This window comes from Campylobacter concisus (assembly GCF_902460895.1).
Lineage (GTDB): Bacteria > Campylobacterota > Campylobacteria > Campylobacterales > Campylobacteraceae > Campylobacter_A > Campylobacter_A concisus_BC.
In genome coordinates this window covers 1-18,483 of record NZ_CABPVL010000004.1, presented here as the reverse complement: position 1 = coordinate 18,483, position 18,483 = coordinate 1, and the positions used below count along the sequence as shown (strand labels likewise).

Here is an 18,483-nt window from a genome sequence, read left to right as displayed (position 1 = left end):
AGGGTACTAAAATGCCCTAAAATAGGCTATTTGTGATATTTTAGAAATTCTAAATATGCAAATTTTACATATTAATGAACCAAATTTCTCAAAAATTTTGAGGCATAAGGAGAAAAAATGCAAGGATCAAGAAGAGATTTTCTCAAAAAATCTCTAAAAGTCGGTGCTGCCAGCGGAGTACTCGCAGTCTCAGCCGTAGCAAAAGTGACTAGCGATGACTTGGCTCCTGATGACAATGGCGTTGTCGTAGGCAAGTCTAACAAAAAAGAGGTGCTTTATAAAAAAAGCAAGAACTGGGAAACCTACTATAAAATCGCTTACTAAGGGAGAAAACCATGAGTGATGCACGTATAGGAAGACGTTCATTTTTAAAGCTAGCCGCACTAGGTGCAGGCACCACAATGGCTTTTGGACAAAATGATACGATAAGACAGGCGAGCGCAGAGGAGATAAAAGATCCTTTTCCTGGCTCAAAAAAGGTTAGAACGATATGTTCTATATGCTCAGCAGGCTGTGGTATCGAGGCTGAGGTACAAGATGGCGTTTGGGTTCGTCAAGATATGGCGATGTTTCACCCGATATCTCAAGGCTCACACTGCTCAAAAGGTATCGATCAGATCGACCTTACACACAGCAAACAACGCATCAAATATCCTATGAAAAAAGTTGATGGCAAATGGCAAAGAATTTCATGGGATCAAGCCGTAAATGAGATCGGTGATAAGATGCTTCAGATCCGCAAAGAAGATGGTCCTGATAGCGTTATATTCTTAGGATCTGCGAAATTTAACAACGAGCAAGCATATTACTTTAGAAAATTTGCTGCGTTTTGGGGCACAAACAGCAACGACCACGTAGCAAGAATTTGACATAGCGCAACAGTCGCCGGTGTGGCGAATACTTGGGGTTATGGCGCGATGACAAACCACTTTGGAGATATGGCTGCAAATTCAAAATGTATATTTATAATAGGTGCAAACCCAGCTGTGGCAAATCCAGTTGGCGGTATGAAGCACACTTTGCAAGCAAAAGATAGAAACAACGCAAAGGTGATCGTAGCTGATCCAAACTTTACAAAATCAGCCGCTCACGCTGATCTATATCTAAGACAAAGATCAGGCACCGACATAGCGCTTGTTTATGGACTTATCCACATCATCTTAAAAAATGGCTGGGAAGATAAAGAATTTATAAAAAATAGAACTTACGGCATCGATGAGATAGCAAAAGAGGCTGAGCACTGGACACCAGAGGTTACATCTGACGTTACAGGCGTGCCAGTTGATAAGCTGATAGAGGCTGCAAATATCCTAGCTCACACAAAACCAGGCACAGTGGTCTGGGCTCTTGGCATCACACAGCACTCAGTTGGTAGCTCAAATACTAGAATTTTACCTATACTTCAACTAATCTTAGGCAATATGGGCAAACCAGGCGGCGGCTGTAACATCATCCGTGGTCACGACAACGTTCAAGGCTCAACCGATATGTGTAACCTCTCAGATAGCTTGCCGATGTATTACGGACTAACTGACGCGGCTTGGAAGTATTACTGCCAAGGCTGGGGCGTTGATTATGACGAGTTTGTAAAACGCTTTGCAGTCTCAACCAAAGAGCCAAAACAAGGCGGCACGCCAGTTAAAAACACTGTTTTTGAAGAGTATTACTACCACGATCCTAAAAACCCAGAGGATAGAAACTGGAGAAATGAAAAAGGCTGGTCACTTTCAAAATGGTGGCAAGGCGTCTTAAAAGAGGAAAATACCTTTAGCAGTGGCGCGTTAAGAGTTCTTTGGGTTCAAGGAACTGGCCTTACATCTATGGCGCACCTAGCTAAAATTCAAGAAGCGGCTTCAAAACTAGATATGATCGTAGTTGCTGAGCCATTTGTAAATGAAATTTCTATCCTTTCAGATAGAAAAGATGGCGTTTATATCTTGCCAGTGGCAACTGCCTTTGAAAACGAAGGTCACCTAAACGCTACAAACCGCTCAGGTCAGTGGAGAACAAAAGTCGTTGATCCACTTTATGAGAGCAAGGGCGATCACGAAGTAATGTTTGCATTTGCTAAGAAATTTGGCTTTTACGATGAATACGTAAAAGGCATGAAGATGGCTGTTGTAGATAGGGAGCTAAAACAAGTAAAAGATGACTTTGTATGGCCAGATGATGCGACAAACGAGATAGCAAGGGTTGGAAATTCTATCGGTTATGGCGGCAGAACTGCTGAGATGTTTAGACGTCACCAAGCAAACTGGGATAAATTTGACCCAGATACGCTAATAGGTCTTGGCGGCGAAGTAAAAGGCGAGTACTACGGCAAGCCATGGCCAGCATGGGATGAAAAACACCCTGGCACACCGATACTTTACGATATGAGTAAGCCTTATGCAGAGGGCGGCTCTGGCTTTAGAAACCGCTTTGGCTTAGAGCATAACGGCGTTAGCCAGCTAGCTAGCGAAGAGGCAACTTTGGTTGGCTCAGCTATAAAAGGTGGCTATCCACAAATCACAAAAGATAATATAGAAAAAGTCCTAGGCATCACTCTAACAGAAGAAGAGAGAGCTAAGATAGGACCAAGCTGGAGCATGGACTACAGCGGTATCATATTAGAAAAATGCCGTGAAAAAGGGGTCGTGCCGTATGGTAATGCAAGGGCTAGAGCTATCGTTTGGGAATTTCTTGATCCTATCCCAAAACATAGAGAGCCTATCCACTCACCACGATGGGATCTTGTCCAAAAGTATCCAACATTTGATGATCAAGCTAGAAATTTCCGTGTTTCTACTAAATTTAAGTCAGAGCAACAAGCAAAAGACTGGTCAAAAGAGTTTCCTATCGTATTTAGCACGCAACGCGTCGTAAATTTAAGTGGTGCGGGAATGATAGAAAGAACTAGTAAATACCTCTCAGCTATCACACCTGAGATGTTTGCTAATGTCCATCCTGAGCTTGCTTTAAAATACGGCATAAAAGATCGCGATATGATGTGGATCCACAGCCCACAAGGCACGAAGATCAAAGTAAGGTGCTATCACAGCTATATGGTCACTCCAGATAGAATTTGTATGCCTTACAACTTCGCTGGCGTTATGCAAGGTGTCGATCTCTCAGCTCGCTACCCAGAGGGCACTAAGCCTTATGTTATCGGCGAGAGCTTTAACACAGTTACTAACTACGGATTTGACCCTGTTACTCAAATTTCAGAATTTAACGCAGGTCTTTGCCGTATAGAAAAAGCTGAGGAGAATACCTTTAAAACATCGTTTTATCACGAGTATGGCGAGAGAGACGCCCTAGGTAAAGAGTAAGGAGAGAAAAATGGCAAGAATGAAATTTTTTGTAGATACTAATAGATGTATCAGCTGCTATGGATGTCAAGTCGCTTGCTCTTCTGCTCATGAGCTTCCAGTAGGAATTTATAGAAGAAAGGTTATCACACTTCACGATGGTATCGAGGGCAAAGAGGTTTCAACCACTATCGCGTGTCAGCACTGCACCGATGCACCTTGCGAGCAAGTTTGTCCGGTTGATTGCTTCTACATTAGAGCTGATGGCATCGTGCTTCACGATAAAAACAAGTGCATAGGCTGTGGATACTGCTTATATGCTTGTCCATTTGGTGCGCCACAGTTTCCTAAAGATGGGGCATTTGGCGTAAAAGGCGTAATGGATAAATGCACTATGTGCGCAGGCGGTCCAGAGCCAACTAACTCACACGAGGAGAGAGAGCTTTACGGTCAAAACAGAATGGCTGAGGGCAAAGTGCCTATGTGTGCGGCTATCTGTTCTACAAACGCACTTTTAGTTGGCGACGCTGCTGAGGTTTCAAATGTATATCGCAAACGCGTTATGCTAAGAAATACAGGACTAAACGTATAACATTAAGGAGGGCGCTTGCTCTCCTTTTAAATTTATAAAATTTAAATTATTTTTATGATTTTTATAATCTAAAATTTCATCAATAATTTTTCTTATCTATTAAAATTATCAAAAATATATAACTTTTTTATCTCAATATGAAATTTTACTCTAACCCTCTAAAGCCCTAAATTTACGTAAAGTTGATTATTAGATTGTAAAAAATATTATTTATGCTTTCAATTTACATTCTTTTATGATAATCGTTTTTATTTTAATCAAAGTAAAGGCTTGCTAATATTCGGGCAAAATATATTTTACAGGTGGTTTAACTAATGAATAAATTTTTTAAATTTATGCTTATCATGCTACTGCCTATCTGGCTTGTAGCAAAAAATGACGACTACACACAAGTCGCAGCTCAGATAAAAGAGTCATTACAAAAAGTAATAACAGAGTATAGAGCTGGCAACGTCGAGCAAGCAGTTAGCGATACTCAAAATGCTTATTTTGGCCTATTTGAAGATGTCGAAGCTGGCATCAGAATAAATTTAGGTCAGAAAAAAGCTTACTCTATGGAGAAGCAGTTTGGCGAGATCAGAAAGGCGATAAAAGCTGGCGAAGCACCAGATGACGTGCAAAAAAGAATAGATCAGATAAATAGCGAAATCGCTGAAGTTTTGCCAGTTATTTTAAATGGTCATAAGCTTGTTGGTGAGTACTCAGACAGCCCAGCACAAGCTGCTGCAAGTGGCTATGACACTTCTAAATTTATCCCTGAGTGGAAGGTGGCATTTGAAAATTTATCAGCTACTTTGGATAAAGCCATAGCAAGCTACGAGAGCGATAAACAAGATGATGCTAAAAATTCTATCCAAGATGCTAAATTTAATGATTATAGAAACACTCAACTTGAAATCGCCGTTCGCCAATATATAGAAAATGGCAAAAGCATAGATGCTGACATCCAAAGAAAGATGGGTGAAGCGATCAGTGGCATCACAAATGGCATAAGCAAAGATGACTTTAAAGTAAAGCTAGAAGAGATCAAAAAGTTAGCTTATGATGCCGTTGCAAAACTTCCAGCTGAAACAGTAAAACTAGCAAAAGTTGATATGAGTAGTGCAGCATCTAGCGATAGCAGCGAAGATAGTGGCACAGACTACACTCAAACTGTTAAAAACATAAATGACAAAATTCAAGCAGCCATCGCGCTTTACAAAGGTGGCAATAGCGCTAAAGCTATGGGCGATATCCAAGACATCTACTTTGATGAGTTTGAAGGTAGCGGCATGGAGAACAAAGTAGGTGCGATAGATGTAAATTTAAAAACAGCTATCGAAGCTACATTTGGTAACCTTGTGGCCCTTATGAAATCAGGTGCAGACGAAAAAACACTTGAAGAGAGTGCAAGCAAGATGTCATCTCAGCTAGCAGCCGCACTTGAGAAAACTAGCGGTTCAAGCTCACCTTGGACGCTATTTATCTGGGCTCTAACTATCATCTTAAGAGAGGGCTTTGAAGCTCTTATCATCGTTGCAGCTGTTGTTGCATATCTTGTAAAAACTGGCAATGCAAAAGCTATGGGCAAGGTTGTATATAGCTCAGTTGGCGTAGCTGTCATCTTAAGCTTTGTCATGGCTTGGATAATGAACGTCATCTTTGGCGAGGCAGCAGGTCAAAAAAGAGAGCTTATGGAAGGCATCACGATGCTTGTTGCTGTGGGACTTCTATTTTATGTTGGCTTCTGGCTTCTTTCAAATGCTGGCGCTAAAAAATGGAACGACTATATCAAATCTCACGTATCTGAGTCTATCTCAAGTGGCTCAAGCACAGCGCTTTGGTGGACTGTATTTTTAGCGGTATTTAGAGAGGGCGCTGAGACAGTGCTATTTTATCAAGCGCTTATCTTTGATGCAAAAGACTCAGCTGGCTACTTAATGATCGCAGCTGGCTTTGTTGTAGGTCTTATCGTTCTTTTGATAGTCTATTTCTTATTTAAAATTTTCGCTATTAAAATTCCTATTAAGCCATTTTTTATATTTACATCAGCTATCATCTTTTACATGTCGATCGTCTTTGTTGGCAAGGGCGTTGGCGAGCTAGTTGAGGGCAAAATTTTCATCCCAACTATCATAAAAGGACTAAATTTTCCTGACTGGATGAGAGACTGGCTAGGACTTATGCCATATTACGAGAGTTTAATACCTCAAATCATTATGGTGCTTGCCCTAATTATAGGTATCGTTATCATGAAATCAAAACAAAATAAAAACTAATCTTATTAAAAGGAGAGGAAATGAATAAAATTCTTAGTTCAGCTCTAGCACTTAGTCTAGCAGCTGGTTTTGCACTTGCTGGAGAGCACCCAATCGGCGAGCCTGTAGAGGCTAATGGTATGGAGATAGCTGCTGTTTATCTTGAGCCAATCGACATGGAGCCAAAAGGCGTTGATCTAGCTCCAAGCTTGGCTGATCTTCACTTAGAAGCTGACATCCACGCTGTAAAAGGCAACAAAAACGGCTTTGGCGAAGGCGAGTGGATCCCATACCTAAAGATCAACTATGAGCTAAAAAACCTTGATAATGGTAAAACTAAAAAAGGTACATTTATGCCAATGGTTGCAAGCGATGGCCCACACTACGGTGCTAACGTAAAAATGGATACAGGCGTTGGTAACTATGAGCTTAAATTCCACATCGACAATCCAGAAAAACAAGGCTTTGGTCGCCACGCTGACAAAGAGACTGGTGTTGGTAAATGGTTTGAGCCTTTCACAACAACTTATAAATTTCAATGGACAGGTGGTCCTGTTAAATAATCACTTTGGGGCGTTCTCGCCCCTTTTTAAAAATTCTCATAGGGTTTAGTTATGTCAATTTACTTCTATCAGGTCTTTTTAGCCCTCCTTGGATTTACGCTTTTTGCTGCCTTAAATAACAATGGCAAAAGTTTAAAAACGATCTTTTTACCGTCATTTCTTGGCGTTGTTGCTGGTGTGCTTATCTTTAAAGCTGCTCGTCATGCGCTTGTTGATGATCAGTTTAAAATTTTCATAGATTCTGTGACACTAGTTTTTTTACTAATTAGCATTTTATGGATATTTTTCGAGCTTAAGATAGCAAAAATCGTAACGTTTTCTATTTTAGGCATCGGCTTTGGCTTTGGCTATAGCTCAAGTAGCGCTTTGTTCCCGTTATTTGGTGGCGAACTGCTTGACACGCTTTCAGTCATAAGCTTCTTTTTGATGATCTTTGCGATGATCTTGATACTATTTTTATTTTTCTTCATTTCAAATTTAAAAGCAAGCATACCATCATCAATAGCTAAAATTTTAGCTCTTATCACATTAGTATTTTTACTAGTTGATAGAAGCTCACAAACTGCACTTGAGCTTTTGCGTGCAGGCGCTTTAAAGATAAGTAGCGAGCTAAATTCTCAAATTTTATCTATCAGCGCAAAAGGCATCTACGTCACAGAATTTAGTGCCTATTTTTACATAGTAGTGATCCTACTTTTATGTATCATCGCGCTTTGCTTTATGCCAAAAAGTATCGATAAGAGCACGTTTGGCTCTATCAAATACCGCTTTACAAAAGCTATTAGGGAAAATGTCTTTGACAATGCAAAATTTGCATTTTGTAGCGTTTTAATAGCGCTTGGATTTTCACTTTATTTTGATCTTTACGCATCTCGCCCACCTCAAATTTCAGAGCCGATCTTGGTTGAGCCAGTGGGAGATAAATTTATATTTGATGTTGATATGTTAAAAGATAATGAACTTCACAGATTTGCCTACATCACAGATGAGGGCAAACAGATAAGATTTTTCTTGCTAAACCGTTTTAGTGACCGCCCATCTCCAGTCATCGTCTTTGACTCGTGCATGATCTGCGGCGACATGGGCTATATCAAGAAAGGAAACGACCTTATCTGCATCTCTTGTAATGTCAGAATTTTCTTGCCGTCAGTTGGTAAAGAGGGCGGTTGTAACCCGATCCCTATGGCATTTACCTTTGATGGTAAAAATATCATAGTTGATTATAAAACGATCGTCGCAGGGGCAAACTACTTTAGCAAGGTCGTCGAAAAGATGGTGCTTGACCCAGTTAGTCGCAAAAAGGTGAGCAATCTTGATTCAAGATCATATTTATACTACGGACGCACATACTTCTTTGAGAGCAACGAAACTCAGGCGAAATTTGAAGCAAATCCAGAAAAATATGTAGAAACAAATGGAACGTTAAAATGAAAAATATGCAACTAAGAATGATAAAAAGCTCGATCACTGGCTCAAAGGTGCAAAAGACGATGGCGTTTATCACCATCTTACTAGCTGCTCTTTTGATAGCTTGCATGCTAAATATCACGCTAAAAATCGGCGATCAAGTGGCAAGCGAGCTTAGAGGATATGGCTCAAATATCGTCGTTTTGCCACGCGGTGAGAGCCTGAGCATCGAGATCGAGGGTAAAAATTTCACCCCACTAAAATCACAAAATTTACTCCCAGAGGCTGATATCTACAAGATAAAAGAGATCTTTTGGCGAAATAACATCGTCGCTTTTGCTCCATTTTTAGAGGCAAAGGTAAAAGACGCTAAGGGCGATGAGTTTAGCTTTGAGGGGACATATTTTGATAAAAATATCGGACTAAAAGACGAGCCAGAATTTAGCACAGGCGTTAAGAGCTTGTATGGATTTTGGGGTGTTGAGGGCGCTTGGCCAAAAGATGAAAGCATGGATGAAATTTTAGTAGGAGATGAGCTTGCTAAGGCTAAAAATTTAAAAGTTGGTGACAAGCTTAGCCTTGTAGGCAAAAATGGCACAAAAGAGGCTAGCGTGGTTGGCATCTTAAAAGGGGCAAGCGATGAGGCACATAAGCTAATAGGCTCGCTCAAACTTGCTGGCGATCTCTCAGGACACGCTGGCTCATACACAAAAGCTGAGGTCTCAGCCATGACGATCCCAGAAAACGACCTATCGCTAAAAGCAAGAAGAAATTTAGACAATCTTGATAGCGCAGAGTACGACAAATGGTACTGCTCAGCCTATGCAGGATCTATCGCATTTCAGATAGAAGAAAATTTACCAAACGTTAGCGCAAAGGCAAGCCTTCAAGTAAGTGATGCTGAGAGTAATATCGTAAAGAAAATTCAAAGCCTAATGGGCATCGTTAGTATCATCGCTCTTGTGGTCTCAGCTATTGGCATAACGTCGCTAATGACAAGTGAAATTTACCGCCGCAAAAAAGAGATCGGCCTTTTAAAAGCCATAGGCGCAAGTAACTTTGAAATTTACGCCCTTTTTGCTAGCGAGAGCCTTGTGGTTGCCTTTTTTGCAGGCATCACGGGAGCATTTTTAGGATACGCGCTAAGCTACGTGATGTCTTACATCATCTTCTCTCACGGCATAGGCATAGCATGGATCGTGCTGCCAATTAGCGTGGCATTTGCCTTGCTCATCTCAGTCGTTGGCTCGCTAATGCCAATGAGAAACGTCATAAATTTACTACCTGCGGAGGTGCTATATGACCGCAAATAGCAAATTCTTTTACAACCTGATCTACAAAAGCCTAAAAAATGGCTCATCAAGGGTTATGGTCATCGTCATCTCGATCTTACTTGGAGCGTGCGTGTGCGCGGCATTTGTCAATGTCTATTTGGACATCGACTCAAAGGTCTCACGCGAGCTAAAAACTTATGGTGCAAATATGATCTTTGCTCCAAAAGATATGGCGACAAGTGATGATATGAGTGAAAAAACTTATAATGAAATGATCGCTAAAGTGCCAAAAGATAAGCTTTTAGGCGAGAGCGGTTATCTCTTTGCTCAGGCAAATATCGGTCCAACAAATGCCATCGTAATGGGGACAAAATTTAGCAATCTAAAAAAGGTTAAGCCGTTTTTAGATGTTAGAGATGGAACTATGATAAATGTCGATTTTGACGATAAAAACGTGCTAATAGGCGTCGATCTTGCTCGTCAAGCTGGCTTTAAAGCAGGCGATGATATAGAAATTCGTGCCATTGGCTCAAATGAGAGCATAAATGTAAAGATAAAAGGCGTAGTGGCAAGTGGCGATAAAGAGGACGCTCTTTTGATCACGTCACTATCTTTGGCTCAGAAAATTTCAAACAAAGTTGGCAAGACAAACTATGCTGAAGCTGTTGTGCTTGGAAATTTTGACGAGATAACATCACTTGCAAAGACTATAAGCAACGATGAAATAGTCGCAAAACCAGTGGCAAAGGTCTCAAAGTCTGAGGGCTATATCTTAGAGAAGATCAAACTTCTAATGGCTCTTGTCAGCCTTGTCATCTTGCTTATCACTTCAATGTGCGTAAATACAACGCTTAGTGCTATCTTGCTCTCTCGATCACGTGAGATCGCACTTCTTAGAGCCATAGGCGCAAGCAAAAAAGACGTGCTAAGGCTGTTTGGCTTTGAAACATTTGTGACAGCGCTCATCTCAGCGTTAGTCGGAGCGTTTTTAGGTTATCTACTAGCTCAAATTTTAGGTTATGCGATATTTGATTCTAGTATTGATTTTAGAATTCTAAGCATCCCAGTAGCTGTGGTCATATCACTTCTTTTTGCAGCGATCGCAGCGTTTTACCCGATTAAGCGGGCACTTAATAACAAAATGGCAGATACACTAAGAGGAGAATGATATGCAAAATGCACTAGAACTTAAAAATATTTGTAAAATTTTTGGCGATGTAAAAGCACTTGATGATATAAGTTTTGAGGTTAAAAAAGGCGAGTGGGTCAGCGTCATGGGGCCAAGTGGTAGTGGTAAGAGTACGCTTGTAAATATCCTTTCTCTAATGGATACTCCAAGTAGTGGCGTTTATATGCTTGGCGGCGATGATGCGAGCAACCTAAATGCCGATGATACGCTTAAATTTAGACGTGAAAAGATCGGACTTGTCTTTCAGCAGTTTCACCTAGTGCCGTATCTTAGCGCGCTTGAAAACGTGATGATAGCGCAGTATTATCACAGCTCAGTCGATGAAGAGGATGCTAAAAAGGCGCTTGAGGCAGTTGGCCTCTCTCACAGGCTAACGCACAGACCAAGTCAGCTAAGTGGTGGCGAGCAGCAACGCCTTTGTATCGCGCGCTCGCTCATAAACGACCCTGAAATTTTAATAGCAGATGAGCCAACTGGTAACCTTGACGAGGCAAATGAGAGGATCATACTTGATCTATTTTGTAAGCTAAGAAAAGAGGGCAAAACGATACTTCTAGTCACGCACAACCCAGATCTTGGTGAGTATGGCGATAAGATCGTCTATCTAAGACACGGCAAACTAGAGAAGATCCGCACTATCGAAAATCCAAAGGTGCCAAATGCGATATAAAATTTTACTTTTATGCCTAGTCTCAGCCCTAGTTTTGGGCTGCGTCAAGCAGTATGAGAAGCACCACATCACTCTAAATGACTCAAGTGGCATCGATACGCAGTTTTTCCCTACCGAAAAGCGCCTAAAGATAGGCGATAAGCCATATATGCTCTTTTTCTTTGGCACGGACTGCGGAGTGTGCAAGGCTGCGATCCCTGATCTAAACGCACTTGAAAAAGAGTATGGCAAAGAGGTTCAGTTCATTGGCATTTTAGGGCCTAGTAAGGGCTTTGATAAGGATATCGAAATCTTAAAAGAGCACAACATCACCTTTAAAACTACAAGCGACAAGGTCTCAGTGGATTACTTCAGCAAGGCAGTTGGTGGCGTTATGGGCGTGCCAGTTATCTATTTTTTTGATAAAGATGGTAAGATGCGATCAAAATTTATCGGTCTTACACCAAAAAGTGTGCTTGAAGGTGCTATAAGATCGCTCTTATAGGAGTGAAGATGAGAAATTTCTTTTTATTTGTTCTGGCGGTGTTTTTTGTCGGATGTGCTAGCAGCACGCCAAATATCTCAGTAAAAACGAGTGATCCGATCTTTTTTACGCTTGGAGAAGCAAACAAAAGCGTATATGTAAATTTTAAAAATAGTGCGACTGGACAAGATGTAAATGCTGAAATTTTAAGCGAATTTGCAAAGGCTGGCTTTAGAAATGAGCCAAATATCAAAAATGCCGACTTCATCATCCTTGGCGATGTGCAAAGCTTTTCTAGGACAACCAAAAGAGATCCTAGATTTTCAATGGGCATGGGATATGGATTCGGCAGACCAAGTTTTGGCTTTGGCTACTCGATGTTTTTCCCGTTTGATTATGATGATTATGATGACGACTTTAGCACAAACAGCTATGCTTACTACATGCAAGTAAGCGTGCTAGTGCGCCCAAAAGATGGCGGTGAGAAAGCGACAAATATCTCGCTCATGCAAGCTGGCAATGTCTATTCGCCAAGTTATATCTGGCCATTTTTCAAAGAGCGTCTAGCAAAACAGATCGTTAGCTTTTTTTATAACGTCTCACAAAGGTAGAGAAATTTAGCAAAATTTAAAAGGAGTTAAGGTGCTAGTTGATGGAAGCTACGAAATTTTATCTTGTGATGATGTGGAGCTTGGCATAAAAAGAAGCTCTGCTTTATCTTTTTATGCCTGTTATGACGATGTCAAGGAGGCAAAAGCACTTTTAGTCATCATCCCTGGACTTGGAGCAGACTCTGACTCTGGATATAGAGCTCATCTCATGCAGACCATGGCAGAGAACTATGATGTGGCGTGTATTAGTGTGGATTATCACTGCATAGGCAACCGCCCACAGCTTGGGGCTCAATGTTTGTTAGATGATTTGGACCGTGCGATATTAATAGATGAGTTAGCCAAAATTGGTATAACATTACCAATAGATATAAAGGCGGTCGATAGTTATAAAAAAACATGTTTTTTATTTGAAAGTCTTAGTGAGGAGATCACTCTTAGAAAAAAGGCAAATATTTTGCCTGCAAGTTATAAGCTAAATTTGAGTTGCACAATGTATCCAACAAAAGATGAATACCAAAATTTTGGCATTATGCAAGCTACTGATATATTAAATGCTATTCTTTATACTAAACATAATTTATGCGCTGGAAAATTTAGTCAAATTCCTGTTATTTTGGTAGGAAGCTCACATGGTGGCTATCTTGCAAATTTATCAGCTAAAATTGCTCCGTGGTTAGTAGATGCTGTGATAGATAATAGCTCCTATGCTATATTTTTATGGCGTCTTATTGGCTTTGGAAAAGAGATTGATTTTACTAAATTTTTTTGTTGTGCGACTGATGACTTTTATCAAGATATTTGCCTCTATCTTTTTGATAAAACCTATTGGACACTAGATAAGACTTCACTATATTATTTTAATGAATCTAGAGAAGAGATAAGAAATATCTTAAATCTGAAACATTTAAAGGTACAGAGTAAATTTAAAAAGACGTTTTATATTGGATATCATTGTGTGAATGATGATATAGCTCCCGCAAATGATAAAACCGAGCTTTATGAGGCTCTTAATAAGCTTAAATTTGACGCGACGCTTCATATGATAAAAGATGAGAGCGAGGTTGATGGTAAATTTATAAAGTCTCTAACTCACGGCATGGGTATGTCTTATAAACTGCTTTTGCAAAGAGAGCTTCCTGGCGTTATGAAGAAAATCTTGTCTAAAAAAGATGAGATCAATGAAAAATGTATAGAGTATAAGTGTGGTGATTTGCTTTATAAATTTAGTGAAGTCTCAGATCAGATAAGGCTTGAGGTTACTAATATTTAAATTTAGAGCCGTTTTTATCTAAAGCTAGAGGCTAAATTTAAGCTCCTAGCTTTAAATTTCTTTAGTTATCTATCATAAAATCATAAAATTCGTTGTTATATCCTACGTTTCCTACTTTGCTATATTGTATAAGTGCTGCTTTTATGTTATCGATTTGCTGATACATAAAACCAAGGGCGGCTCTGTTTTCAACAGAGCTTGGATCATTTAGCTTTGTAAGCTCCAAAAGCGCGATAGCATTTGTTATTTTGTTCGCTCCAGTGGCTGCTACACTCGCTAAAAAGAGCGTGCCAGCGTCATTTATCTTAAACTCGTCTATGGCCTCATTATAAAGCTTATAGCTCTCATCAAAGTCGTTTGTAAAGATATCCACGTAGGCTAGAGTTTGGATCAAATTTATATTTTTTGGAGCCTCTTTTAGCTGGGCTCTTAGCTTGTCACGCTCCCTTGTTAGCAGGCCTGAGATCTGAAGTAGCTTGATGTATTGCTTTTTAATGATATCAGCACCGTGGTAGAAGGCATTTGAGTTGAGATTTTTATCGATGAAGTAAATTTGTATCGCTTTTGCATACTCTTTGACGTTTTGATCTTTGTTTTTAGAGATGAAATTTAAGATATTTGCGATGATATCGTTTGGCAAGATTTTTATAAGCTCATCAGCTTTTTTTGACATTAGCTCATCGTTGTTTGAAATTTTAGCGATGATGATATCAAAGGCCAAATTTAGCGTCGTAGGCTCTTTTGGCTCTTCAAGCCACCTTATCATCGCACTTTGGTTGCCGCTAACTAGGCTTAAAAGTGAGGCATATAAATTTACAGGCTTTAGGCTCTTGTCATTTTCTAAATTTTCGCCGATCTCTTCAACTAACTTTGGATTTAAATTTCTATTTATATCCATGCAGATAGCGCCAAAGATGCCAGAGAGATGGTTATTTACATCTTGATGATAGCTTGCTATAAAATGCTTTGCAGCAAGGCTAAAATTCCCAAGCTGAGCGTAGCTAAGAGCTAGGTTATACTGCAAGATCGAGTGGTTTGGATAGGCTTTGGCAAGCTCTTCAAAGTCCTTGTTTGCCTCTTTTAAGCGGTAGTTAAGTGCCTTTGCGATGGCTTCGCTAAGTTTGGCATTGACCTTTGAGGCGGCGGCACTTTGGCTAAGGTAGTCATTTGCCGCTGAGGTGTCATCTAAAAATACGCTAACACCGCCTTTTCTTATCTGCTCGATGCTCTGTTTCGCGTCAAAAACCTTGTAAGGTGCGAAGTAAAAGAGTGTCTCGTAGCGTCTTGTTCTATCAAAAAACATATCGTCGCTAAAGTGCGCCTGAGCTAGGCTGACGTCAAAAAGATCTGGCTTTAGGATGGTCTTTATCTTGTAAATTTTACTTGGCATCGAGGCGTTGTAGTCATAAACATCTTTGATAAATGCTGCTGCGTCGCCATAATCAGCTGTTTTTAGATCGATTAACGCCTCAGTCATCTTGATAAGGTCGATATTTGGCGTGTTTTTAGAAGCCTTTGTTAGATAGTCCCTTGCCTTGTCGTATTTGCCAAGCCTTGCATAAAGCTGCGCTAGCGTAAAGTCAGCCTTAAACGCCTTTTGCCCTTCAAGCTTGGCTATGGCTCTCTCATCATCGCCAAGAAGCGATAAAATTTTAGCGCTCAAGTAAGCATACTCGCCCTTGTAGTCATCTGTGCTAGGGTGAGAGAGAGCTTGCAACGCCTCATAGTAATTACCCTTGTAATAATTAACCAGCGCATAGTAGTAGCTGTAAAGTGGCGAGCTGTTTTCATACTGCAAAAAGGAGTCCGCAAGCCCTATGTAGTAGTTGAAATTTTTGGTGTTATTTAGCTCGAGCGAGCAAACAGCGGCGTTTATGGCGCTAACTGCGGTGTTTTCGCGGTCAGTTATCGCTTTGTTAAACGAGATGATCGCCTCGTCACATTTTTCTTGTTTCATCTGCGAAACGCCGAGGTTGTAGTTTGAAAGCGACTGGTTGTAAACAGCTATGTTTTCATAAATTTTTAACGCTTCAAATTTATTGCCACGCTCATAGAGCTGGTTAGCCTTGTTTATCATCTCGTCGATCTTTGAAGCGCCAAAATTTTGTGTTTGGTAGTTGTTTTCTATATTTTTTACGATAGCTGTAGTGTCTATCTCCTCTTTTTTATCTTTTTTTAGCAAGACGATTAACAAAACAGCGATCAAGATGACAAGCACCAAAGCAGCCGCACCGATGATGATAAAGAGCTTTTTCTTGCTCTTTTTTACTGGTATTGGCTCTGGGATACTCTCATCTTGAAGCACGCCGTCACTTGCGATGCTATCAAGCGAGACGATCTCTTCAGGTGCCTCTGTCTTTGCCTCCTCAGGCGCTTGCTCTGCTTGCTCGCCAGGTGGTTTTAGAACTACAACCTCGTCATCAGCCACTACATATACCTTTTAAGAACTTCTGGAATTTCGATAGTGCCATCAGCCTTTTGGTAGTTTTCCATTATCGCTATTAGCGTTCTGCCAACTGCCAGACTTGAGCCATTTAGGGTATTTACAAGCATATTTTTCTTGCCATCTTTAAAGCGAATTTTCGCTCTTCTTGCTTGAAAATCACGAGTGTTAGAGATAGAGCTTATCTCGCGGTATTTGCCCTGACCTGGTAGCCAAACCTCAAGATCTACCGTCTTTGCCGCACTAAATCCTAGATCGCCGCTGCAAAGAAGCATGTGGCGGTGAGGCAAACCAAGGCTAGTTAGCAAGTCGCTCGCGCAAGATATCATCTCAGCAAGCACGCCCTCGCTTTGATCAGGCTTTGTGATGCTTACAAGCTCGACCTTTTCAAACTGGTGCTGGCGGATCATGCCCCTTGTGTCACGTCCTGCTGAGCCTGCCTCTTGGCGGAAGCATGCTGAGTAGCAAGTCATCTTTATAGGTAGCTGCTCGGCTTCAATGATGGTGTCATTGTATAAATTTGTCACAGGCACTTCGCTAGTTGGAATGAGGTAGAGATCCTCGTCACGCACCTTGTAAAGATCCTCTTCAAATTTAGGCAGCTGACCGGTGCCAAAAAGTGTGTTTGAGCTTACTAGATAAGGGACATTTACAAGCTCAAAGCCACGCGCGCTGTTAAAGTCGATCATATAATTAACAAGCGCTCTACTAAGCCTTGCTCCCATGCCACGAAGCACGGTAAAGCGCGATCCTGAGAGCTTTGCGCCCCTTTCAAAGTCAAGCCAACCAAGGCTCTCACCTAGCTCCCAGTGCTCCTTTGGCTTAAAGTCAAATTTAGTTGGCTCAAGCACTGTTTTTATGCAGACATTATCGTCCTCGTCCTTGCCAAATGGCACGTCATCGTCGGTGATATTTGGCACGCTAAATGAAATTTGCTCAAGCTTTTCTTCATATTGTTTAACGATCTCATCAGCGTCAGCAAGGGCAGCTTTGTTTAAATTTAGCTCACTCTTAAGCTCGCTTACGTCCTCGCCGGCTCTTGCTTTTACACCAAGCTCTTTGCTCTTTGCATTTTGGATCGCTTGGAAATTTTCAAGCGCTTTGCGTTTTTGCTTTAGCTCGTTAAAAGTCTGCAAAAGCTCGTCTAGTAGGCTAGCTTTAACGTTTTTGCCCTCTAGTTTTTTTACGAATTCATCGTAGTTTGTCTCAAGTAGTTTTAAATTTATCATCGCTTCTTATCCTTATTGAATTTAGGGCACATTTTAGCGAATATTAGTATAATTTTGACTAAAACTTAAAGGAGGTACGATGCGGACGCAAGATATTTTTGATAATAAGAATATTACAGCAAATAGCAAGCAGTTGGCTATTTTAAAACAAAATTTTCCACAATGCTTTGATAAAAGTGGCAAATTTGACATTGAAACGTTAAGTCAAATTTTAGGTGTAGAAAATATCAAAAAAGAAGGTTTTGAGTTAAAATTTTTAGGCAAATCTTATGCGAGATTAATGGCTAATTTAAATCCCAAAACGCTTTTAATGCCAGATATCGATCATAATTCTAAAAACGAAAATGCACAAAATTTACTCATAAAGGGCGACAACCTTGAAGTATTAAAACATCTTAAAAATGCTTATTTTGAAAGTATCAAGATGATTTACATCGATCCCCCTTATAATACTGGTGGTGATGGATTTGTGTATAAAGATGATAGAAAATTTAGTGTCGATGAACTCTCTGGTCTCGCCGGCATCTCACAAGAAGAGGCCAAGCGAGTGCTTGAATTTACTGCAAAAGGTTCAAACTCGCACTCTGCGTGGTTAAGTTTTATCTATCCGCGTCTTTATATTGCCAGGGAGCTACTTCGCGATGACGGCGTGATATTTATAAGTATTGATGATAATGAACAAGCACAGCTTAAAATTTTATGCGATGAAATTTTTGGGGAGGATAGTTTTGTGGCTTGTTGCCCTAGGATTACAAAAGTTCAAGGAAAATCAACTAACGAAATAGCAAAAAATAATGATTGGCTTTTTTGTTATGCAAAAACAATGACTCTAAAACAAAATGAAGTTAATGAAGAAGATTATTTTAAACAAGACGAATTTTTTAAAGAGCGTGGTGGCTATAAAACGAACCAAACACTAGATTATAACTCATTACAATATAGTAAAACAATGGATTATGAAATAGATATAGATGGTAAAAAATTCTATGCTGGTAGCGATTTTAATTCATTTCAAGAAAGGAAAAATGGTAATCATGGTAGTCTAGATTGGGTTTGGCGTTGGAGCAAAGATAAATTTAAGTTTGGACTGGAAAATGGGTTTATCGAGATTATAAATAACAGGATTTATACAAAAACATACTTTAAAGCCAAAATTTCTAAGAAAAAACCATATAAAATTGAGTTTTTTGAAAGAACAAAAGCCATTTCAAGTCTTGAATTTACTAACAGTAAATATTCTAA

The 18,483-nt window shown here is 40.1% G+C and carries 15 protein-coding genes and 1 pseudogene; 14 read left to right on the top strand and 2 right to left on the bottom strand.

Annotated elements, in window-relative coordinates:
• Positions 1–117: 117 nt before the first annotated feature.
• The 13 genes and pseudogenes from F3G98_RS06740 to F3G98_RS06680 all read left to right on the top strand — a co-directional run bounded on the left by F3G98_RS06740 (position 118) and on the right by F3G98_RS06680 (position 13,569).
• Positions 118–324, top strand: coding sequence for a twin-arginine translocation signal domain-containing protein (locus tag F3G98_RS06740; protein ID WP_004317725.1), 207 nt, complete (start codon positions 118–120; stop codon positions 322–324).
• 11 nt (positions 325–335) lie between these two features.
• Positions 336–596, top strand: a pseudogene (locus F3G98_RS11180) (hypothetical protein); the annotation flags it as partial.
• 60 nt (positions 597–656) lie between these two features.
• Entirely contained in the window at positions 657–3,311 is a 2,655-nt protein-coding gene (locus tag F3G98_RS06730; RefSeq protein ID WP_223231335.1) for a formate dehydrogenase subunit alpha, read from the top strand.
• 10 nt (positions 3,312–3,321) lie between these two features.
• On the top strand, positions 3,322–3,882 hold the full coding sequence (fdh3B, locus tag F3G98_RS06725; protein ID WP_021092752.1) for a formate dehydrogenase FDH3 subunit beta: 561 nt from the start codon (positions 3,322–3,324) through the stop codon (positions 3,880–3,882).
• A gap of 314 nt (positions 3,883–4,196) precedes the next feature.
• Positions 4,197–6,140: an FTR1 family iron permease gene (locus tag F3G98_RS06720; RefSeq protein ID WP_103607793.1), complete on the top strand. Its 1,944-nt coding sequence runs from the start codon at positions 4,197–4,199 to the stop codon at positions 6,138–6,140.
• 20 nt (positions 6,141–6,160) lie between these two features.
• On the top strand, positions 6,161–6,682 hold the full coding sequence (locus tag F3G98_RS06715; protein ID WP_009294901.1) for an iron transporter: 522 nt from the start codon (positions 6,161–6,163) through the stop codon (positions 6,680–6,682).
• Between the two features lie 51 nt (positions 6,683–6,733).
• The gene (locus F3G98_RS06710) at positions 6,734–8,113 is read left to right on the top strand and encodes a Fe-S-containing protein (RefSeq protein ID WP_103607794.1); all 1,380 of its coding nucleotides are present in this window, start codon (positions 6,734–6,736) and stop codon (positions 8,111–8,113) included.
• Complete coding sequence (locus tag F3G98_RS06705) at positions 8,110–9,402, top strand: ABC transporter permease (protein WP_103607795.1); 1,293 nt, start codon at positions 8,110–8,112, stop codon at positions 9,400–9,402. Before F3G98_RS06710 ends, F3G98_RS06705 begins: the two co-directional genes overlap by 4 nt.
• Complete coding sequence (locus F3G98_RS06700; protein WP_103617881.1) at positions 9,389–10,531, top strand: ABC transporter permease; 1,143 nt, start codon at positions 9,389–9,391, stop codon at positions 10,529–10,531. Before F3G98_RS06705 ends, F3G98_RS06700 begins: the two co-directional genes overlap by 14 nt.
• A 1-nt stretch (position 10,532) precedes the next feature.
• A complete protein-coding gene (locus tag F3G98_RS06695) occupies positions 10,533–11,222 on the top strand; it encodes an ABC transporter ATP-binding protein (protein WP_004317741.1) in 690 nt (229 codons plus the stop codon).
• Entirely contained in the window at positions 11,212–11,706 is a 495-nt protein-coding gene (locus tag F3G98_RS06690) for a TlpA family protein disulfide reductase (protein ID WP_009294896.1), read from the top strand. Before F3G98_RS06695 ends, F3G98_RS06690 begins: the two co-directional genes overlap by 11 nt.
• A gap of 8 nt (positions 11,707–11,714) precedes the next feature.
• Entirely contained in the window at positions 11,715–12,296 is a 582-nt protein-coding gene (locus F3G98_RS06685) for a hypothetical protein (RefSeq protein ID WP_009294895.1), read from the top strand.
• Between the two features lie 31 nt (positions 12,297–12,327).
• The gene (locus F3G98_RS06680; RefSeq protein ID WP_103607796.1) at positions 12,328–13,569 is read left to right on the top strand and encodes a DUF2920 family protein; all 1,242 of its coding nucleotides are present in this window, start codon (positions 12,328–12,330) and stop codon (positions 13,567–13,569) included.
• A gap of 61 nt (positions 13,570–13,630) precedes the next feature.
• Here F3G98_RS06680 and F3G98_RS06675 read toward each other — a convergent pair whose 3' ends face one another.
• Together F3G98_RS06675 and serS are read right to left on the bottom strand one after the other, a co-directional pair.
• Positions 13,631–15,997: a tetratricopeptide repeat protein gene (locus F3G98_RS06675; protein WP_149725926.1), complete on the bottom strand. Its 2,367-nt coding sequence runs from the start codon at positions 15,995–15,997 to the stop codon at positions 13,631–13,633.
• Positions 15,997–17,241 carry a serine--tRNA ligase gene (gene serS / locus F3G98_RS06670; RefSeq protein WP_103607798.1) on the bottom strand — a complete coding sequence of 415 codons (1,245 nt, stop codon included), beginning with the start codon at positions 17,239–17,241 and terminating at the stop codon, positions 15,997–15,999. Before serS ends, F3G98_RS06675 begins: the two co-directional genes overlap by 1 nt.
• A 79-nt stretch (positions 17,242–17,320) precedes the next feature.
• Here serS and F3G98_RS06665 point away from each other — a divergent pair.
• Positions 17,321–18,483: site-specific DNA-methyltransferase (locus tag F3G98_RS06665; protein ID WP_411160834.1), on the top strand; the 1,163-nt coding region annotated here is incomplete at its 3' end.